General features: G+C 47.7%; 16 protein-coding genes, 1 tRNA gene and 1 pseudogene. 9 read left to right on the forward strand and 9 right to left on the reverse strand.

What is annotated here, in order from left to right; genetic code table 11:
* Positions 1-10: 10 nt before the first annotated feature.
* The 5 genes from MKZ32_RS02160 to rpsU all read right to left on the reverse strand — a co-directional run bounded on the left by MKZ32_RS02160 (position 11) and on the right by rpsU (position 4,841).
* Positions 11-87, reverse strand: a tRNA-Ile gene (locus tag MKZ32_RS02160).
* A 39-nt stretch (positions 88-126) separates the two neighbouring features.
* A complete protein-coding gene (gene rpoD / locus MKZ32_RS02165; RefSeq protein ID WP_239795768.1) occupies positions 127-2,058 on the reverse strand; it encodes an RNA polymerase sigma factor RpoD in 1,932 nt (643 codons plus the stop codon).
* Between the two features lie 124 nt (positions 2,059-2,182).
* Entirely contained in the window at positions 2,183-3,919 is a 1,737-nt protein-coding gene (gene dnaG, locus MKZ32_RS02170; protein ID WP_239795769.1) for a DNA primase, read from the reverse strand.
* A 196-nt stretch (positions 3,920-4,115) separates the two neighbouring features.
* The gene (locus tag MKZ32_RS02175) at positions 4,116-4,559 is read right to left on the reverse strand and encodes a GatB/YqeY domain-containing protein (protein ID WP_239795770.1); all 444 of its coding nucleotides are present in this window, start codon (positions 4,557-4,559) and stop codon (positions 4,116-4,118) included.
* A gap of 69 nt (positions 4,560-4,628) precedes the next feature.
* Positions 4,629-4,841, reverse strand: coding sequence for a 30S ribosomal protein S21 (rpsU, locus tag MKZ32_RS02180; protein ID WP_173053394.1), 213 nt, complete (start codon positions 4,839-4,841; stop codon positions 4,629-4,631).
* A 313-nt stretch (positions 4,842-5,154) separates the two neighbouring features.
* Here rpsU and MKZ32_RS02185 point away from each other — a divergent pair, with 313 nt between their 5' ends.
* The 4 genes from MKZ32_RS02185 to dksA all read left to right on the forward strand — a co-directional run bounded on the left by MKZ32_RS02185 (position 5,155) and on the right by dksA (position 8,872).
* Entirely contained in the window at positions 5,155-5,577 is a 423-nt protein-coding gene (locus MKZ32_RS02185) for an OsmC family protein (RefSeq protein ID WP_239795771.1), read from the forward strand.
* Positions 5,578-5,915: 338 nt separating this feature from the next.
* Positions 5,916-7,205 (forward strand): alginate export family protein, encoded by a 1,290-nt coding sequence (locus MKZ32_RS02190; protein WP_239795772.1) that lies wholly within the window; start codon positions 5,916-5,918, stop codon positions 7,203-7,205.
* Between the two features lie 376 nt (positions 7,206-7,581).
* A complete protein-coding gene (locus MKZ32_RS02195; RefSeq protein ID WP_239795773.1) occupies positions 7,582-8,166 on the forward strand; it encodes a Maf family protein in 585 nt (194 codons plus the stop codon).
* Positions 8,167-8,449: 283 nt separating this feature from the next.
* Complete coding sequence (dksA, locus tag MKZ32_RS02200) at positions 8,450-8,872, forward strand: RNA polymerase-binding protein DksA (protein WP_239795774.1); 423 nt, start codon at positions 8,450-8,452, stop codon at positions 8,870-8,872.
* Positions 8,873-9,006: 134 nt separating this feature from the next.
* Here dksA and galE read toward each other — a convergent pair whose 3' ends face one another.
* The 3 genes from galE to sucC all read right to left on the reverse strand — a co-directional run bounded on the left by galE (position 9,007) and on the right by sucC (position 12,248).
* Entirely contained in the window at positions 9,007-10,014 is a 1,008-nt protein-coding gene (galE, locus tag MKZ32_RS02205) for a UDP-glucose 4-epimerase GalE (RefSeq protein ID WP_239795775.1), read from the reverse strand.
* A 189-nt stretch (positions 10,015-10,203) separates the two neighbouring features.
* Positions 10,204-11,082 (reverse strand): succinate--CoA ligase subunit alpha, encoded by an 879-nt coding sequence (gene sucD / locus MKZ32_RS02210; RefSeq protein WP_239795776.1) that lies wholly within the window; start codon positions 11,080-11,082, stop codon positions 10,204-10,206.
* Positions 11,082-12,248, reverse strand: coding sequence for an ADP-forming succinate--CoA ligase subunit beta (gene sucC / locus MKZ32_RS02215; protein WP_239795777.1), 1,167 nt, complete (start codon positions 12,246-12,248; stop codon positions 11,082-11,084). The genes sucD and sucC overlap by 1 nt, the downstream gene beginning before the upstream one ends.
* Positions 12,249-12,823: 575 nt before the next feature.
* On the opposite strand from sucC, the gene mgtE reads away from it, so the two are divergent.
* The 4 genes from mgtE to MKZ32_RS02235 all read left to right on the forward strand — a co-directional run bounded on the left by mgtE (position 12,824) and on the right by MKZ32_RS02235 (position 18,273).
* Entirely contained in the window at positions 12,824-14,278 is a 1,455-nt protein-coding gene (gene mgtE, locus MKZ32_RS02220) for a magnesium transporter (RefSeq protein WP_239795778.1), read from the forward strand.
* A 297-nt stretch (positions 14,279-14,575) separates the two neighbouring features.
* A complete protein-coding gene (locus MKZ32_RS02225) occupies positions 14,576-17,431 on the forward strand; it encodes a glycosyltransferase (protein ID WP_239795779.1) in 2,856 nt (951 codons plus the stop codon).
* Between the two features lie 123 nt (positions 17,432-17,554).
* Positions 17,555-17,752: a hypothetical protein gene (locus MKZ32_RS02230; protein ID WP_239795780.1), complete on the forward strand. Its 198-nt coding sequence runs from the start codon at positions 17,555-17,557 to the stop codon at positions 17,750-17,752.
* 29 nt (positions 17,753-17,781) lie between these two features.
* Complete coding sequence (locus MKZ32_RS02235) at positions 17,782-18,273, forward strand: GlcG/HbpS family heme-binding protein (RefSeq protein ID WP_239795781.1); 492 nt, start codon at positions 17,782-17,784, stop codon at positions 18,271-18,273.
* Between the two features lie 212 nt (positions 18,274-18,485).
* Here MKZ32_RS02235 and MKZ32_RS02240 read toward each other — a convergent pair.
* Positions 18,486-19,616: pseudogene (locus MKZ32_RS02240) on the reverse strand (DUF2252 domain-containing protein).
* Here MKZ32_RS02240 and MKZ32_RS02245 point away from each other — a divergent pair.
* Positions 19,500-19,784 carry a hypothetical protein gene (locus tag MKZ32_RS02245; RefSeq protein WP_239798179.1) on the forward strand — a complete coding sequence of 95 codons (285 nt, stop codon included), beginning with the start codon at positions 19,500-19,502 and terminating at the stop codon, positions 19,782-19,784. The pseudogene MKZ32_RS02240 and the gene MKZ32_RS02245 overlap by 117 nt on opposite strands.
* The last annotated feature ends 220 nt before the right edge of the window (positions 19,785-20,004 follow it).

The following is a 20,004-nucleotide window of genomic DNA, read 5'->3' on the forward strand; positions in this document are numbered from 1 at the left end:
CACTGTTTATTGGTGGGTCGTCAGGGACTTGAACCCCGGACCAAAGGATTATGAGTCCTCTGCTCTAACCAACTGAGCTAACGACCCAATACTGTTTAGAGTACTCTTCAAAAGTACTCATTATAATTAACTCTCACCGTCAAGAAAGCTTTTCAGCTTATCTGAGCGAGACGGATGGCGGAGCTTGCGCAATGCCTTGGCCTCGATCTGACGGATACGTTCGCGTGTCACATCGAATTGTTTACCTACCTCTTCCAGGGTGTGATCAGTATTCATTTCTATGCCAAAACGCATGCGTAGCACCTTGGCTTCACGGGGTGTGAGCGAATCGAGAATGTCTTTGGTAACATTCCGCAAGCTGTCGTATACCGCTGCTTCGATAGGTGCCAAAGTATTCGAATCCTCAATAAAATCACCCAGATGCGAATCATCATCATCGCCTACAGGAGTTTCCATGGAAATCGGTTCCTTGGCAATTTTCAAGATCTTGCGAATCTTGTCTTCGGGCATTTCCATCTTTAGCGCCATAGTTGCAGCATCCGCTTCCAGACCGGTTTCTTGCAAGATTTGGCGCGAAATACGATTCATCTTATTGATGGTTTCGATCATGTGCACCGGGATGCGTATGGTGCGGGCCTGATCGGCAATGGAACGGGTAATGGCTTGGCGTATCCACCACGTAGCATACGTCGAAAATTTGTAACCACGGCGGTATTCAAATTTATCTACCGCTTTCATCAGTCCGATGTTGCCTTCCTGAATCAAATCGAGAAACTGCAAACCACGGTTGGTGTATTTTTTAGCGATGGAAATCACCAGACGCAGGTTAGCTTCAATCATGTCGCGCTTGGCGCGACGTGCTTTGGCTTCGCCGTTAGTCATTTGCTTGTTGATTTCTTTCAGATCGCGAATGGGAATACCCACACGCTGCTGCAAATCAAGCAGCTTCTGCTGTTGCTCGACGATGGCGGCTTGGAAACGTAACAGTGTTTCGCTGTAAGGTTTTTTGGCAGCCACTTCGCGCATGACCCAGTCCAACCGCTCTTCGTTGCCTGGAAAGGTCGAGATAAAATGTGGACGCGGCATACGCGACTTGGTAACGCATAACTCCTGAATAATACGTTCATGGCTGCGCACTTCTTCCACCAAATGGCGCATAGTGTCGCAAAGTGCATCTACCTGCTTGGCAGAAAAACGGAATTGCGTAAGCTCGTTGGAAATCTGCTCTTGCAACTTGTTATACTGTGCGCTGCGGTAACCATATTTCTCGTAAGCTTTGCCGATCTTGATAAAGAGATCGCGAATGATTGTGAAACGCTCCAGCGCATCAATCTTGAGTTTGGCCAGATTGGCTGCGGCAATAGCCTCGGTATCTTCTTCGTCGCCTTCTACATCTTCTTCGTCATCCTCCATGGCTTCATCGCTAAGCTCCTCTTCAACGATTATGGTCTCATCCTCAGGCTCAATGAAGCCATCGACAATTTCGTCAATACGCAATTCGTCGCGCGTGACTTTATCAACTAGCGTTAGAATTTCGGCAATGGTGGTTGGACAGGCAGAAATCGCCTGAATCATATGTTTCAGGCCTTCCTCAATGCGTTTGGCAATAACGATTTCATCTTCGCGCGTGAGTAGACCCACTGTGCCCATTTCGCGCATATACATGCGCACCGGGTCAGTGGTACGGCCAAATTCCGAGTCTACTGTAGAAAGTGCCGCCTCAGCAGCTTCCACCGCATCTTCGTCGGCCACCACAGGTGGCGCATCCGACATAATTTGATTTTCAGCATCGGGAGCATCATCACACACAGTGATGCCCATGTCGTTGATCATGCTGACAACGCCTTCAATCTGCTCGGCTTCCAACATTTCTGGCAGATGATCGTTGATTTCGCCGAAAGTCAAATAGCCGCGCTCTTTGCCCAAGATGATCAAAGCCTTCAGGCGCGTGCGCCGTGCCTCGATATCCTGTAACAGCTCTACAGGGTCAGCAATCTGCTTTCCAATTGATGTCTGTTTGGCTGAATTTGATGTTTTCTTGTCTTGCTGAGTTGCCATATTCGGTGGATTCCCATTTAATTAAATGAGTTAACGCATTGCGGGTTAACACAATGCTTTTGAAAAGGGTGCAGATTATACCCGATTTTGCAAAAACTTTCCGCGCACCCATTTTGCAATACCTTCATTTGAGTTCACTGCGTTGTAATAGTTGCAAATAGAGCAATCGTTCTTGTGCATTTAAGCCCTTCATCCCTGTGCCATGCATTTTTACATGTAAACCCTGCAATTGCTGTTTGCGCTGTTCATCGCGCAGTCTGGTTAATACGTCTTGAAACTCTGCTACTACATTAAAAGTTTCACCCCATTGTATAATTTCAGCTTGCTCTGCCGCTAATAATGATTCATACGCTGTGCCTTGAAAATTCTGGATCATGGCTGCACTGCTTACCGCTCCTTCTTGCATGCGCGACCATTCGGTCAACGCAGTAATCGCTGCTGCTTCCGCCCCCACTGGCATCCAATTTTCTGGTAACTCTCGCGCTAGATCGGGCTGAAATAATAAACAGCGCAGTAACACGCGCAAGTTTGATACTACAGGGCGCGCCGCTTTTTGTGGCGCGCGACGTGGCGCAGCGCCTATCGGTTTGATCGCATACAACGCTTCCAATTCCGTCTGGGTAATCCCCGCTAGCGACGCCACTTCCTTACGGAGCAACAGCGCAGTAGTGGGCGCAGAAATAACTGTTAGCAAAGGCTTGGCGCGCTGCAACAAGGCAGTGCGGCCTTCTTGAGTATGCAGGTCAACTTGCGTAGATAATTCACGCAACATATAACTGGACAGCGGCAACGCCTCCTGCAGTAGTTGCTCAAATGCCGCTGTTCCCTGCTCTCGCACAAAGCTATCAGGATCATGTTGTGAAGGTAGAAACAGGAAGCCGATATTCTTGCCATCTACCAATTGTGGTAGTGCATTCTCCATCGCGCGCCACGCCGCACGCTGTCCAGCTGCATCGCCATCAAAACAGAACATCACTTTATCGGTCAAGCGCAGCATCTTTTGCACATGATAGGGCGTAGTCGCCGTCCCCAATGTGGCGACGGCGTATTCAATACCATTCTGGGCAAGTGCTACCACATCCATATAACCTTCTACTACCAAGACCTGTCGTTTGGCGCGTATGGCTTTCAGCGCCTGGAACAGGCCGTACAACTCGCGTCCTTTTTCGAATAGCGCGGTCTCCGGTGAATTCAGATATTTGGGATCACCCGAGTCCAGCACTCGCCCACCAAAACCGATCACTCGGCCGCGCGCATTTACAATGGGAAACATGATACGGTCGCGGAAACGGTCGTATCGTTTGCCATCCTCATTTTCTATCACAAGACCAGTCTCTAAGAGACTGCTGTCCTGATAGTTTGCAAAGACACTTCCCAAGTTTTGCCAGCCTTCCGGCGCATAGCCGATGCCAAAGCGTAACGCTATTTCGCCACTTAAGCCGCGCCGTTTGAGATAGTCGATGGCGGGTGTCGATTGCTTTAGCTGGTCGCGATAATAACGTGTTGCCGACTGCATTACTTCGTACAAATCAGTTGCGACCTTATGCTGCTGCGCTTCCGGCATAGGCGCTTCGCGCGGCACCGTCACGCCAGCACTGCGCGCCAATTCTTCCACAGCATCAACAAAACCCAACCCACCGTGCTCCATGACAAACCCTATAGCCGTGCCATGCGCGCCGCAGCCAAAGCAGTGATAAAATTGCTTACTTTGACTGACGGTAAAAGAAGGAGATTTTTCGTTGTGGAAAGGGCAGCAGGCAACATAATTAGCGCCGGCTTTTTTAAGCGGAACATAACGCTCGATTACATCCACAATGTCGAGACGGTTGAGCAAATCATGAATGAAGCTTTTTGGAATCATCCTAGCTCCGCCTCGCGTTTTACCAATGCATTAGGCGCACTGAGAGGTAATTAACTATATGATTTACGTAATTCGTGACAGATTCATATTCACTGTAGCGATAATTTTCGTGAAAAGGAAAATGACTGTGTGATTAGGTAGTGGACTACGACTTTAGATATTAGGAAACCCTTAAATACTTAATTTACTATGTTACTTAAGATAAACGCGCCTTCACCAGCGCTGAAACTTTGCTCATGTCTGCTCGCCCCGCCAGTTTTGGCTTGAGAAGCGCAATCACCTTGCCCATTTCTTGGGCACTCTGAACACCACTACTGGCAATCGCATCGTTGACTGCAATTTCCACTTCGGCTTCAGTCATCGGCTGCGGCATATATGTCTGCAATACGCTGATTTCGACCTTCTCAATGTCGGCCAACTCTTGCCGAGCTGCCGCTTCGAACTGGGTAATTGAATCGCGCCGTTGCTTGATCATTTTATTGATAACTGCAATTACGTCGACATCGGATAACTCGATGCGTTCATCTACCTCACGCTGTTTGATTGCGGCCAGCAACAGGCGGATAGCACCGAGACGCACCGAATTCTTAGCGCGCATAGCTGTCTTCATGTCTTCTCTGATTTGCTGCGTCAGATTCATGTTGAGTTCATCTCGCGGAAAACTTAACGGCAGGCTCCGCATCAACGCGTAGTCGCTAGCTGTTGAGAATTAATATAGTTTCGGCGGCAGAACTTGGCTACGCAGGCGTTTGTAATGCCGTTTCACGGCAGCAGCCAGCTTGCGTTTACGTTCTGCGGTAGGTTTTTCATAAAATTCGCGAGCGCGCAATTCAGTTAGTAAACCAGTTTTTTCCACTGATCGCTTGAAGCGGCGCATTGCAACTTCAAACGGTTCATTTTCCTTAACACGCACAGTCGTCATAAACAAACTACCCTTCAACAAAAATTAAGGGCGCGATTCTACCAAAATATCGCCCTGTTCCACAACCGGAATTTAGATGTTCTTTTTTAAGGTATTACATAACGGGTATTACAAACACCTTAATCATCCCCCCAGTTTTCATCTTCCAACGAGTGGACTTCATGCAATCAGTTTTTTATTATGCCGAGGACTGTTATGGTATCGGTTAAAATATGGCACGTTAATATAGAAGGGCATTCTAAAAATGCCCATATATTTCTGCCCTACGACATAATTACATTCAACTGAAAACTTATAAAAAGGTAACGGCGATATGGAAGCGCGTATTAAATGGGTAGAACAGGTTTCCTTCTTAGGCGAAACCGAAAGCGGCCATGCCATCCTGATGGATGGTCCTCCCGAAGGTGGTGGCCGTAATCTTGGGCCACGCCCAATGGAGCTGGTGCTGCTCGGCACGGGTGGCTGCACCACTTACGACGTTATTCACATCCTCAAGAAAAGCCGTCAGAATGTAACAAATTGCGTGGTAAAAATCGAAGCCGAACGGGCTGTAGAAGACCCGAAGGTATTTACCAAAATCCATTTTCATTTTATCGTGACCGGCAAAAATCTTAAATCCGAACAAGTCGAGCGTGCCATCCATCTCTCTGCTGAAAAATACTGCTCAGCCGCCATTATGCTCAGCAAAATGGCGGACATTACACACGATTTTGAGGTAATTCAGGAAATACCCTAAGCAATTGAAACTCAAGTCCACCCCTAAAAATTTCACAAATTTTTAATTTGAAGGAGGTGTTGTAGAAATACAACAATTGTTATAAATAAAAACAAATAACTTTAAACGTTATATACTCGTGAACAGTAAGCTACAAACAGATTGTTGGTAAATTGATAAATTACTCACAAATTTAAATGGTTACGTGATTATACCATTTCGGTAGCTTCAGTTGAAGTTTGATTATGATTGTGATTAGTCCAGTTGAGTTTAACGTACCGAAAATGCATGCAGAAGTGACGACTTACAAAGTTTTTTACTAAAGAACCAACATAACGTTTCCAGGGAGGCAACAAACAATGAAACTCAAAAATAGAACATTATTTCAACAAATGTCTTTAGTCTTTACGCCGCTAGCATTACTCGCTCTAGCTCCTCAAGCAAATTCAGCCGACAGTTTTACTGATGCCATAACTGGTGGCAAGGTTACCGCCAATCTACAATACCGCTATGAAAATGTTGAGCAACCAGCTCCAGGTACCGGTGCTCGATTGAAGGACGCTCGTGCATCAACTCTCCGGTTGCGTTTAGGCTATGAGACTGCCGAGTATATGGGATTCGGTGGTATGGTTCAAATAGAGCATATTTCAGCCAACAATGCTTACAACAGCAGGGTGAATGGCAGGACTGATTATTCTGTTGTGGCAGATGCTAAGGTCACTGAACTCAATCAAGCCTACCTCAGTTACAGTGGCGTACCTCAGACAAAATTAAAGTTTGGTCGTCAGCTCATAAGATATGACAACGATCGCTGGATTGGTAACGTTGATTGGCGTCAAAACTGGCAAACATATGATGGTTTATCCGCTGTAAACAAATCGCTCCCTGACACTACAATCTCGGCAGCTTTTATTACCAATGCCAACCGTGTGTTCAGTGACGCCTCCATTGATAACGGAACTGGCTCATTCTTGGGCAACCATCACATGAGGTCTCCCATCATAAATGTTAACTACAAGGGGTTAGGCTTCGCAGAAGTGGTTGGTTATGGTTATTTCCTCGATTATGATCCCTCAGCTCGAGCTTTTGGCTTGGCTAATTCAACGCGAACTGTGGGCCTCAGATTTAAAGGGGACGCTCCGATGGGTGATAACAAGCTTCTATATACCGCAGAATATGCGAGCCAATCTGACTATAAAGATAATCCAAATGACTATCGCGTTCACTATACTTTGCTTGAAGGAGGTGTAGATGTGAAGGTTGCCCAATTCAAGTTGGGTTATGAGCTATTAAGCGGTAATGGAAAACAATCTCTCCAGACCCCGTTGGCTACGTTATTTGCATTTAATGGATGGGCGGATGTGTTCTTGGTTACTCCAAGAAACGGTCTTCAAGATATTTACGGGAATGTAAGGACAACTGTAGCGGGTATTGTTCTCGGAGCTGACTATCATGATTTCAGAGCCGACCATGGCGGTAATAAATATGGAACGGAAATTGATTTGATTGCGACTAAGGCTATCAACAAAACCTATTCCGTAGGTTCTAGGTATGCACGCTTTAGGGCCGACAATGCTGTCGATCACGTTAACTGCCCTACCTGTTTTGATACTAATAAGTTCTGGGTGTATGGATCAATGAATTTCTAGTTTTTATGTAAGCTTTGTAAAACATACGCTTTCCTGCTTGTCTTTTGCTGGTGGGCGTATAAAAACGATGGGGGTACGATATTTCGTGCCCCCATTATTTTGCCTAAAATCGGCGGCAATTTGGCGCAAAAATGACAAAATGACTACCTTGCCACACAAACTTGTGGCCGGATGCGCTTCCACTCCGGTTTCCCGCAGTCTTTGTTTCGACGAAACCCTCAAAACCTCTCGAATACTGAGATCCGAAGTCTTCTATCAAACACAAGGCAGATACCCCGTGCAACGCGCTACCAGATAGTGATAACATGTTGCGCGGTTAGTGGGATTTGTGTACGAGCTTTTCTCAATTTTTAGAGGTCTCCACCAAGGAAGTTTTTTGAATTATCAGCCTCTTATTCTTGCTTCTACTTCGATTTACCGCCGTGAGCTTTTGGGACGTCTAAAAATCCCATTTCAAGTTGCTGCTCCAGACATAGATGAAACTGCTCTACCTGGTGAAAGCGCTAAACAAGTCGCTTGGCGGCTTTCCCGTGAAAAAGCGCGGGCAGTGGCCATCCATTATCCAGGTGCTCTGATTATAGGCTCAGATCAGGTCGCATTATTGGGTGAAGAACAGCTAGGCAAACCTCTCACTCATGAAAATGCTGTACGCCAATTGCGTACTATGCGTGGACACAGCGTGACTTTTTATACTGCACTGACTCTGTTAAATGCGCGCAATGACGAAATTCAAACTGAAATAGCAAAAAATTGCGTCAGTTTTCGCAATTTCAGCGACGACGAGATCGAATCCTATTTACGTAAGGAGCAGCCTTATCACTCCGCAGGTAGCGCGAAATCTGAAGGTTTGGGCGTTGCACTTATCAGTCGGATGGAGGGTGACGACCCTACCGCTCTAGTTGGGCTGCCTCTTATTCAATTGGTGTCTATGCTAAAGAAAGAGGGGGTTTTAATCTTGTAAGTGCAAATGCCATATTTAACATTGAGTCTTTAAACTCAAACGTTTATAAATATGTGTAAATCACGCAGAATTTTCTAAGTTGATCGAAGTGGTTTTAGTAGGATATTCTGTAGCAATAACTTGCAAAACCTGACTCACTTTACAAATTATTATTAATTATTTAACTTGGCTTTCAGGCGTTTTTTTATGCAGGGAAATTGGCGAATTTAGTTGCGGTGGCGCTGCATTTCTGGTATTAAAGCGCGATTTTAAAATTTTGTTTGTATATTTCTGGAGATATTTGATGTCGGTACAACCCACAAAGACCGTTGCCCCTTACAAAACAAAAAAGGGGGAAACTTATATGAACCCTAAGCAACTGGATCATTTCCGCAGCATTCTGAACAACATCAAGCTTGGTCTGGGTGAAGACATTGACCGTACGGTACACTCCATGCAGGACGATGCCACTGTGTTTGCCGATCCGAATGATCGCGCAAGTCAAGAATCAGACATGACTTTAGAGCTGCGTAATCGTGATCGTGAGAGTAAGCTGATTAAGAAGATCAACGAAATGTTGGCCAAAATAAACAGCGGTGATTATGGATATTGTGAAAATTGTGGCATAGAAATTGGATTGAACCGCTTGGAAGCACGACCGACTGCTACATTATGCATAGATTGCAAAACGCTGGATGAGATCCGCGAAAAACAAGTCGCAAAATAACCTGTACGTCATAGTTTGCGATGCTATAGTTTGCGATGCTCATGTAAGCTGAGAAAATGGACACCAACCTTTAGTTAAACATGAAACGGGGGGTGTCCAATGCAGCAAGAAATACCGAAAGCAATATGGCAAACTCAAAGTTTATCGAGGTTTCCTAACGACTGCCATCTCCAAGAGTCAGCACACATCTGCGCTATAGTTCGCTCCGCTCTCCAACCCAGATCGCGTTCCGCTAGCGTAGTATCTGCGTAACATATAGCGATATCTCCTGGGCGACGCCCCACTATTTTGTAGGGTATGTTCCGCCCACTGGCTTGCTCAAATGCGCGCACCATCTCCAACACGCTATTACTCCGCCCCGTGCCCAAATTATAGGTGGCCACCCCAGTCTGATCAACCAGCTTTTCCAGAGTCTTGACATGACCAATAGCAAGATCAACGACATGAATATAATCTCTCATACCAGTACCATCAATGGTTGGATAATCATCACCATAAATCGACAACGCCTCACGCCGACCTTGCGCTACTTGGGCAATATAAGGAAGCAGATTATTCGGAATATCAGTGGGATCCTCTCCAATCAATCCGCTTTCATGCGCGCCTACAGGATTAAAATAACGAAGCAACGCAATTCGCCATGAAGGATCAGCTATCGCAAGATCACGGAGCACCTCCTCGACCATCAGTTTGCTTCTACCATATGGATTGGTCGCACCAAGCGGAAAATTTTCCAAAATTGGAACGGTAGCAGGATCACCGTAAACTGTTGCAGAAGAAGAAAAAACCAGTGTTTTTACCCGCGCCTCGGCCATCATCTCAAACAACACCAAACTGCCATAGACATTATTGTCATAGTAGCGTAACGGTTGTGCCACAGATTCGCCTACCGCTTTCAAACCAGCAAAATGGATTACCGCATCAAACTTATGCCGTGCAAAGAGTGCCTGCATCGCTTGCCGATCACGAGTATCAGCTTCTACAAATCCCGGTCGACGTCTAACAATACGCTCAATACGATCAAGAACCGTTGCCTTGCTGTTACAAAAATTGTCAACAATCAAAATCTCGAATCCAGCCAACATCAACTCAACAACCGTATGCGAGCCGATATAACCGGTTCCACCTGTTACTAAAATCATTCTTCTTCCTTTTGTCAGTGGCAGATTCCAGCTTGAAGAGCAAATTTTGTGAGATTGTTTGTACGGCGAGCTACATGAGTATCGTAGCTTCTTAAAATTACCAAGTAGACGAATAACAAATCAGGAGCGATTATTTTTCTTGACAACCTAAATTATGAAGTATCAAAAACTTTCATTACCATAGAGTTATCATTTTAAAACATGTTTCATCACTTTGCCCATTTCAGCCGGGTTGCGCGTGATGTGTATGCCACATTCTTCCATCACGGCCAATTTGTCCTCGGCACCACCCTGACCCCCGGAAATAATTGCACCAGCATGTCCCATACGCTTACCAGGCGGCGCGGTAATCCCAGCAATAAAACCGACCACAGGTTTTTGCATATTGCTCTTAATCCAGCGCGCGCATTCTTCTTCATCACTGCCACCAATTTCGCCCACCATCACCACAGCATCGGTCTCCGGGTCATCGTTGAATAATTTCATTACAGACAAATGCTTCATGCCATTGATCGGATCGCCGCCTATTCCGACACAGGAAGATTGCCCGAAGCCCAGTTCAGTCAGCTGCCAGACCGCTTCGTAAGTCAACGTTCCCGAACGTGACACTACGCCAATACGTCCCTTGCGGTGAATGTGCCCGGGCATGATGCCAATTTTGATTTCGTCCGGTGTAATCAGTCCTGGACAATTCGGGCCAATCAGCAGTGTCTTCTTGCCCTGCATTTTGTAACGCGTGCGTAGCATGTCATGTACGGGTATGCCTTCTGTGATGCATATCACCAGCTCCAGCCCTGCTTCCACCGCCTCGTCAATCGCCGCAGCAGCAAAGGGAGGAGGTACGTAAATCACTGAGACCGTTGCCCCAGTTTGCGCGCTAGCTTCCATTACGCTGTTGAATATTGGAATACCCTCATAGCTTTGTCCGGCCTTGCCGGGAGTCACTCCAGCGACAAAACAATTCGCTCCATTTGCATAATTCTTACAATGTAATGTATGAAACTGACCAACTTTGCCAGTCATACCTTGCGTCATTACTTTAGTATCTTTATTGATAAGAATGGACATTATGCCCCCTTTGCCGCAGTAACAACTTTTGCTGCCGCATCTGCCATATCCCCGGCAGAAATAATTGGCAGGCCAGATTCAGCCAGAATTTTTTTCCCGAGATCAACGTTAGTGCCTTCCAGACGCACCACTAATGGTACTTTCAAATGGACTTCGCGCGCCGCTGCCACCACTCCTTCGGCAATCACATCGCACTTCATGATTCCGCCGAATATATTTACCAATATCGCGCACAAATTTGGATTTCTCAACATCAATTTGAATGCTTCAGTTACTTTTTCCTTGCTGGCCCCCCCCCCTACGTCAAGAAAATTTGCGGGCATGCCACCATACAACTTGATGATATCCATAGTCGCCATGGCTAACCCGGCACCATTCACCAAGCAGCCAATGTTGCCATTCAGTGAGATATAGCTAAGGCCGAATTGTGATGCTTCAACTTCGGCTGGGTCTTCTTCATCCAGATCGCGTAGCGCCACAATTTCTGAATGACGAAATAACGCATTACTGTCGAAATTAATTTTTGCATCTAACGCCAATAAATTCTGATCCACAGTTAGCACGAGCGGATTGATCTCCGCCAGCATCGCATCCTTTTCCACGAAAGCCTGGTACAAGCCTTGAAAACAGGCACGCGCCTGAGCAAGTGCTGCACTTGGAATGCCAATCTGCCGCGCCACAGCATCTACCTCAGCATCAATCAGTCCCGACGAAGGGTTTATCCAGACCTTGTGAATTTTTTCAGGGGAATACGCAGCGACTGCCTCAATTTCCATTCCTCCCTCGCTACTGGCCATAAGCACGACACGCTGCTTGCTTCGATCGATTACCATTCCTACGTAATATTCTTTTGCAATCTGCACGCCCTCCTCAATTAGCAGGCGTCTGACCAATTGTCCATCAGCATTAGTCTGATGTGTAACCAATTGCATGCCAAGAATCTCTCCAGCACGCGTACCAACATCCTGCACCGAATTCACTACCTTAACCCCGCCACCCTGGCCACGCCCACCGGCATGAATCTGCGCCTTCACCACCCACACCGGGCCACCCAACTGCTGTGCGACGGCAATGGCCTCATCCACGCTGTAACACACCGATCCGCGTGGAGTCGGCACGCCATACTGGCGGAGGATTTCTTTAGCCTGATATTCGTGAATTTTCATGTTTAATTACGTACCTTATTTCGTGCGCAAACTAGGCGATGCGCGACAGACTCAATATTATCTAATCAGCTCTCATCTAGAAAAATAACATATTGATTCAATTTTAATAATCATTGCTATTTAAGATAGCATTCCAACTAAAATGAGTACTCATGAACTCAAGAGATTGATTACAAAAAAACACCCAGCCATTGGGGGAATCAAAAATGTACGTGAAAAACACACTCCAGATAAGTATATACGAGTCATTTGCAGAACACGAAATCGAACAGTCACTTAAAACAGTTTCTAAGTGACTGGTTCAGCACGTCAACCGTATAAAAAAACTCATATACAGCTCGAACAGATCAAAAATACCAAGCGTAGTGGCTGAGCATTGAATCAATATTGCGCTACAGCATTGGCTGTGGAATTTACGAAGTAGCATTTCAATAATCAAGTATAGCTGCGATCAATTCGGCAATATTCGCTGCAATTTACCAGCCAGATTGATAGCATCAACACAATTGATCATTATTTCACACGTCTGTCATCCAACCTCTTTACAATAGTCGCAGTCCTTCAGATTGCGCATCATGACCAAAAACCACGAACCTCATTACACGGAAAACGTGCAGGAGCATCTGCATCAGGTGCAAAGCCTGCTGGATAAGCACGGGCTGGTCGAAATGCTGGCGCGCAAACAGGAAATGCCACGCCAAGAACGTCACGAATTGTTGGGAAACATACTGCACAAGCAGCATCTAGCCGAGCTGCAAGATAAACTGAGCAAATTGCATTCCTCCGATATCGCCTTTATCTTGGAGGCTCTGCCCATTGAGCAGCGTTTACTGGTATGGGATTTGGTCAAGGCCGATCGTGACGGCGAAATCTTGATCGAAGTTTCCGATTCAGTACGTGAATCATTGATTGCCACCATGAGTCGCGAGGAACTGCGCGAGGCGGCGGAGCAGCTGGATACTGACGAGATTGCCGATTTGGCGCATGATTTGCCGCAGGCAGTGATGCGCGATGTATTTAAATCTCTCACCATTGAAGAGCGCGAGCAATTGCGCGCGGCGATGTCCTATCCGGAAGATGCAGTAGGTGCGCTGATGGATTTCGATATGGTGACCATCCGTGAGCATGTCACGCTGGAAGTAGTGTCACGCTATCTGCGCCGTTTCGACGAGATGCCAGATCATACTGACCAGCTATTCGTAGTAGACAGAGACGATATTTTTAAGGGTGTCTTGCCGCTTAATCGCTTATTAGTAAATGAACCGGACGTGCCCGTAAGCAGGTTGATGTTGACCGATACCATCAAATTGCATTCGGATGACAAGGCGGAGAAAGCAGCACAGGCATTTGAACGTTATGATTTAGTTTCAGCACCCGTGGTAGAAGAGGATGGTAAGCTGGTTGGTCGCGTGACCGTGAATACGGTAATGGACTATATACGTTCAGAATCGGAAAGCGACATTTTGAATACGGCCGGTTTGCGCGGAGAAGAAGATATCTTTGCTTCGGTCTGGAAGAGCGTAAAAAACCGCTGGATGTGGCTGGCGCTCAATCTGTGTACTGCATTCTTTGCCTCTCGCGTGATAGGCGAATTCGAAAATACCATCGAAAAACTTGTCGCACTCGCAGCGCTAATGCCTATCGTGGCAGGTATCGCTGGCAACTCGGCAAACCAGACCGCCACTATTATCATCCGCTCGCTGGCGCTGGGGCAGCTTAACCCAGCGAATGCAAGGCGGCTAATTGGTAAAGAACTCGCCATCGGCGGCCTGAACGGTTTGATTTGGGGCGGTGTAGCTGGATTGTTCGCCTACTTCCTGTATAAAAGTGTACTGCTTGGCGTGATTTTGACTGGCGCCATGGTGCTCAATTTAGTCCTTGGCGCATTAGCTGGTTTACTGATACCGCTGACCATGCAGCGTATGGGACGCGACCCGGCCATCGGTTCCAGCGTAATGCTTACCGCTATCACAGACAGCGGCGGCTTCTTCATTTTCCTAGGGCTCGCTGCTCTATTTTTAATCCATTGAATTCCATATTTACATGACCCAGCGCGGTAACCGAGCGAAGACAATTTCTTACAGACGAAGATCGCGAAGCGAATCTGTTATGACTCAGAGAACGCAGTGACAAAGCGGTTTTGCATCAGCTGGGAAGATGATGAAATGCCAGTCGAAGTATCGCCCACAAGGTTGACGCAGAAAATCCCAAACAAAATGCTAGAACTATTCTTTTCGTCATTAGACTTTTGCCATAATTACCCCGACAAACTTATACTCATGTCGCCCTGCACTTTTCATACTCGTTCTTCATAGAAAGTACTTGCTATGTATCCTGGCAATAAGCTGACTCTACCGTTAGTCTCCGTCATCGTGCGCAGCATAGGGCGGCCGGAACTTGGATTGGCACTGGCATCGATCGCACGGCAGGATTATCCAAACGTTGAGGTCATCGTGGTCGATGCAACTGGCGGGAGCCACCCGCCGTTGCCAGCTATAACCTGGCAATCTGGCCATTCGATACGAATCGTCGGCGGCCACCGCCGTTTGCCGCGACCCCAAGCCGCCAACGAAGGATTGCAAGCCGTAAAGGGTGAGTGGTTCTGCTTTCTGGACGATGACGATACTTACGATTTTAATTTCCTCTCGTCCATGCTAAGTGCCTCCCATGCCCATCCCGAAGCGCTACTGATTTACGGTCGAACCCGAGTGTTTGATGAAACCAGGAAAGTCGAAAAATTGTTTGGCAGCCCATTCAACCGCGCATTGATGTACTTCGGACCATTGTTTTACTGGCAAGCGGCGATTATTCGCAGCAAAGTCATTGAATTGGGCTGCCGCTTTGATGAAACACTTGAAATTTGCGAGGATCGCGATTTTCTGAATCAAATTGCAGAGCACTCCAATTTTGTATTCGTTCCGGTTGTGGGATTCAATTATCATCCCTACTTGGGCACCTCGGGCACCGGTTCCACAGCAACTCGGGATATACCTCGCATGGAACGTTCGGAAAATATTTTGCGATCAAAATGGTCCGGCGCTTCGTCCTATCACACCCGCCGCCTTGTTGAAATGTGCATGGGGGCAGTTCGCGCCTTCCATGACGAAAATTTTGCACTTTCTCGCACCTTGTTTGATAAAACGCTTGAAGCGTACCCGGACGACCCCAGTGCCTTGCACGGGCTCGCCCGGCTGGATCTCCACGATGGTCAGCTGGCTACGGCAGAAAAATTGGTTCGACGGGCAATCGAGATCAATCCGTCAGTCGACGAATTTCGCATGACCATGGCGCTCATTCTAGAAGCATCGCATAAATACGAAGAAGCACTTGCCTTTGCCCGGCAAGCGGGAATCAATCCGACATTTCAGGCTACTGCCGATGCACTCGCCCGACGCCTGCCTGTCACTGCCCGAGCAACACTTCCCGTCCAGCCTTCCGCTGCAGGTGTTCAACAACTGGGACGACTGGCACCGTGCCCATGCGGCAGCGGCCGTCGCTTTAAAGAATGTTGCGGAGCTATCCGGCCAAATCAAGAACCCACTATGGTCAATGCCAACCACAACTCTCGCGTTACGATCGTTATGACGATACGAGAGCGTTACAGTCTGACAATCCAGACCTTGAAGTCTATCCTGTCCAATACGCCTCCCATTTTCCGCCTCATTTTCGTGGACTACCTGTCGCCAATCTGGATTCAGGAGCAACTTGAAACGCTGGCCCGCCAATACGGGATTGAATTGGTACACACCGAAGACCCCCTCTGGCCCAATCAAGCCAGAATAAAAATTCTAGATCGAATATCGTCTGAATATACCGTATTCATCGACAACGATGTTCAGGTTGAACCGGGCTGGCTGGAGAAGTTAGTCGCCTGCGCAGATGAGACCGGTGCTGGCATTGTAGGGCCTCTGTACCTTTGGGGTGACGGCAAATCCGCGCCAAAAATTCACATGGCAGGCGGCAGACTTATTATTTACCCAGACATCGGCTGTGATGGAGTGATCATGGAAGAGGAGCATCAGCTCTTCAATCGCCGACCAGAGGAGGTGCAGGAACAGCTCTTCAGAAAACCCTGCGATTATGTTGAATACCACTGCATGCTGATTCGCACCCAACTCCTGCAGAAGCATGGCCTGCTCGACGACGGAATCGTCTCTGTCCACGAACATATTGATGCTGCACTTGCAGCTAAACGGCTGGGTTACGCCACTTACATGGAGCCTGCAGCGCGCGTGAACTACCTTGCTTTCGCTGATTTTCTGCTGGAAGACCTTCCCATTTTTAGATTGCGCTGGTCGCGCGAAGCGGGCGAACAAAGCATTCTGAATTTTGCAAAAAAATGGGGTGTCTGCGACGACCAACGTTCTTTTGGCGGAGTACGTATTTTTCTGAGCAAGCATGTTGGCCACATCGATCCGCTCAGAGCAAATATCCCTCCATGCCAAGAGTGGAACACTACTATGCGCAAGGAAGAACTGCAGCAGACCCGTTCAGGCTTGCTGGATATGGCCATAGAGCACGGTTATCAAGCCGCAGAACTTGCCTTGCTAAGCAAGGCCTATTTCACTGCACAAGCACTCATGACTGGCAGATATCGCTCATGTGGCCGACCCTTCATTAACCATCTAGCAGGTACCGCCAGCGTGCTCCTGCGCTATGATTTTCGGATTGAAGTCGTGATGGCTGGGCTGCTGCACGCGGCATACACCCATTGCCCTGCACATCCGGAAGGCAAGCAGGCAGCGCGTGAGGATGTGTGCAGTAAACTCGGTGGCGAGGGCAACAAGGTGGAACGTCTGGTCAGAGGCTATACGCTCCGGGGAATGAAATCGCCGAAAAATCAGGTCGAAGTGACGGATGCCGGGCGAATCAGTATTTTCGATGCCGAAGTACAGATGATCTCCCTTGCCAACGAGATTGATATGTACCTGAGTGGTGAAACCCGCTACTCGCCACCTCGTAATGATGAAATGACTCCAGCACAACTGGATGTGGCTAGCAAAATTTGCGAGATTATTGGGGTAAGCGGCATGTCCCGCAGCCTGCAGCAAGGACGTAGTGATAATCGGCTACCACCTCCGTTCAGCCTGCTCACCCAACAAACCATGAGCTATCAGCTCAATCGAGAGCATTCTGCAATTATGCCATGCCTGACAACGTCGAATTCGTTTCCCTCTGAATAATTTAAACTGATGTGCTGAATACCAAGGTTGCGGCGTTCCCGCCAAATCTTGTTCTATTCAGCAAGCAATTATATTATTGACAATAGGTTTGTTTAGAGTTGATCATTCAATTTAGAAACATCGATGTGCCAAACCATCATTAATTCTATTGCTAATAGGCATGTTGGTTTTAATCTCGCTCGCTGGGCAAATAGCGATATTACGGAAGTAGGCAAACTAAACCCAGCTGAGCTTTCTTCAACCGAAACATTAACTAAAGATTTACCCGAATATTTAAAACACCCACCAGGATTTTTTAGAAACTTCCTTGGAGGCACTTAATCAATTCAACAACTACCAGGAGAACTATCATGATTTCACGCGTCACAAGCACTCTCATTTTCGCAACGCTCGTTACTGCCAGCAATGCTCACGCACAGGTTCGCACCGTCCGAGATATTCCGACTGCACTGGCAGTTGAAGCCGTCGCCGCCGCCGTCGCTGACTGCTCTTCGAAAGGCTATAACGTCACCGGAATTGTGGTCGACCGCGCTGGACAGCTCAAGGCACTGCAACGTGCAGACAACGCCGGCCCGCATTCAATCGACAGCAGCCGCAAGAAAGCATACACCGCTCTTACGACCAAAAATTCGACCACGCGGCTAATGGAAAATACACAGAAGAATCCCGCAGCTGCTAATCTTGTCTTCATAAATGATTTCATTGCCGTGGGTGGTGGAGTACCCATGCAAGTGGAAGGCGAAACAATTGGTGCCATTGGCATTGGTGGTGCACCTGGCGGCCATCTGGATGAGCAGTGCGCGGAGGCAGGAATCGCTAAGATTAAGGATCGCTTGAAGTAATTTGATTTAGGGTTGGAGAATTTTGTTTGGTAATGGCTCCTTGCGGCCATCTGAATTAAATTCTCAAATATGAGGCAGTAAGGTTAAGTAATAGGGCGTGCTCAAAAACCAAAGTGCAACATTTTTGGAAGAAAATGTTGCACTTTAAAAATCTACAAGCAGTTAAGCATTGCCTGGCGCGGGAGGTGCATTCGGTTTACGCGACGGCTACTCTAACGCAATTGTCGGCTGTTTAATGCTTCCGTGAAGTCTTTCCACTGCAGCTGAGTCGTCTGAGTCATCCCCATAGCTGCATCCAGCATCTCTGTTACCCAGTTTTTACGTTGCGCGAAGGTAATAAGCTCATCGGCATTGGCCGACCCGGAACGCCCGGAAGCGCGGAGTTGATCCCAAGCCAGGACGCGCCCCATGGTGGAGACTACTTCTTTCAATCGATCCAGTTTCTTCCCCCATTCGCCGATGGCGACTCGATCTTCCGATGGTTGCAGCCCCCTCAGGATGCAGGGAAGTCCGCCGAGTTTCACCTGTTGGAGGAAGGCGTGGTCTACGGCCTGCATTCATTTCTGGATGGACACAACCCGGCTTGCCTCGTCCGACCAAGTCGGCTGCTTTATGCCAAGGCGGACAAGGTGTGCTGCCATTGCTGACGGCTTGGCTTCCTTGATGTCTAGCAGGTAGTTGCCGTCGGGAGAACCTTTTCCCTCCACCAAAATCACGAATCGTTCCAAGCCGAGGCTGCCGGTTCCTGCGATGCGGCGACCGATATCGAGTACCTCAAAAAACTTCGGGCTAGGCTGCGTGGCCGCAAAACGATCCATGAAATCGGTGACGGTCTTTTTCTGTAGATCAGAGGCCGGCAATGCCTTTATGCCATCCAGTATCAGGCTGCGTCGGTGGTTTTTGCGAATCGTGCGCTTGTCGAGGAAGGCGGCGCGTTCGCGTCCCTGTAGCGTGGTCAATAGCGCATTCACGAGACCGACGGAAGTATCTCGCTCAACCCAAAAATCCTTGCCGATAATAAGAGCATTGCGGTAGGCATTTAGACAACTTTGGCTGACGGCCAATGTTTCGGCGTGTGTTGCGTTGAGAGCGTCCGCCCCACACTGGATGCTGGTCAGCAGGCGAATTATGTCCCAGGTGAAAGGCGCAAGAGCGGCCTCGTCGTAATCGTTGATATCAAAATAGACTAACCGATTGTCACCTTTATAACTGCCAAAATTCTCGAAATGCAAATCCCCACAGCACCACGCCAGAGGCGCATCGCGGAAGAGCGGCGAATCTGGCAGGACATCGTAAAACAGGTGGCAGGCGCCGCGCAAGAAGATGAAGGGACTCTGCGCCATCTTGGCATATTTCATGGCCAAGCGCTCGGGGTCGCGGTTCGCGTTGTTGCTGAGTATCGCGTCGAAGATGCCGGAGGAACGAGGGGAGGGTTGCTTGCTCATCGGATGGTGTGCCTGATAGGGACGAGAGGAGCGCTCAATATTACATATGGCGCAGTTTGTAGATGACTTATGTTGACTGGCAAGGGTCTCATCAATACCTTATACAGTTTTGTAAGTATTAGATTAAATAAATTATTAACTACTTAACAACTTATCGTTTAATAACAAGCAATTATTAATAGCCTCTACTCCCACTCAATTGTTTCCGATGCCTTAAAACACGTATGAATACTAGCTTTCTCTAGGCTTGCCATCGCTTTTTACCGTCATTTTTACCGTCGAAAAA

The sequence above is a fragment of the Candidatus Nitrotoga arctica genome (assembly GCF_918378365.1).
In the GTDB taxonomy this organism is placed as follows: Bacteria; Pseudomonadota; Gammaproteobacteria; order Burkholderiales; family Gallionellaceae; genus Nitrotoga; species Nitrotoga arctica.

What these genes read in the sequence shown, in the direction of transcription:
- MKZ32_RS02245 (WP_239798179.1), top strand. Translation starts at nt 19,500, where the DNA reads ATGCAAATCCCCACAGCACCACGCCAGAGGCGCATCGCGGAAGAGCGG.
- MKZ32_RS02190 (WP_239795772.1), top strand. Translation starts at nt 5,916, where the DNA reads ATGAAACTCAAAAATAGAACATTATTTCAACAAATGTCTTTAGTCTTT.
- sucC (WP_239795777.1), bottom strand. Translation starts at nt 12,248, where the DNA reads ATGAAAATTCACGAATATCAGGCTAAAGAAATCCTCCGCCAGTATGGC.
- MKZ32_RS02230 (WP_239795780.1), top strand. Translation starts at nt 17,555, where the DNA reads ATGTGCCAAACCATCATTAATTCTATTGCTAATAGGCATGTTGGTTTT.
- sucD (WP_239795776.1), bottom strand. Translation starts at nt 11,082, where the DNA reads ATGTCCATTCTTATCAATAAAGATACTAAAGTAATGACGCAAGGTATG.
- dksA (WP_239795774.1), top strand. Translation starts at nt 8,450, where the DNA reads ATGTCGGTACAACCCACAAAGACCGTTGCCCCTTACAAAACAAAAAAG.
- rpoD (WP_239795768.1), bottom strand. Translation starts at nt 2,058, where the DNA reads ATGGCAACTCAGCAAGACAAGAAAACATCAAATTCAGCCAAACAGACA.
- MKZ32_RS02175 (WP_239795770.1), bottom strand. Translation starts at nt 4,559, where the DNA reads ATGAATCTGACGCAGCAAATCAGAGAAGACATGAAGACAGCTATGCGC.
- MKZ32_RS02185 (WP_239795771.1), top strand. Translation starts at nt 5,155, where the DNA reads ATGGAAGCGCGTATTAAATGGGTAGAACAGGTTTCCTTCTTAGGCGAA.
- MKZ32_RS02235 (WP_239795781.1), top strand. Translation starts at nt 17,782, where the DNA reads ATGATTTCACGCGTCACAAGCACTCTCATTTTCGCAACGCTCGTTACT.
- rpsU (WP_173053394.1), bottom strand. Translation starts at nt 4,841, where the DNA reads ATGACGACTGTGCGTGTTAAGGAAAATGAACCGTTTGAAGTTGCAATG.
- dnaG (WP_239795769.1), bottom strand. Translation starts at nt 3,919, where the DNA reads ATGATTCCAAAAAGCTTCATTCATGATTTGCTCAACCGTCTCGACATT.
- galE (WP_239795775.1), bottom strand. Translation starts at nt 10,014, where the DNA reads ATGATTTTAGTAACAGGTGGAACCGGTTATATCGGCTCGCATACGGTT.
- MKZ32_RS02225 (WP_239795779.1), top strand. Translation starts at nt 14,576, where the DNA reads ATGTATCCTGGCAATAAGCTGACTCTACCGTTAGTCTCCGTCATCGTG.
- mgtE (WP_239795778.1), top strand. Translation starts at nt 12,824, where the DNA reads ATGACCAAAAACCACGAACCTCATTACACGGAAAACGTGCAGGAGCAT.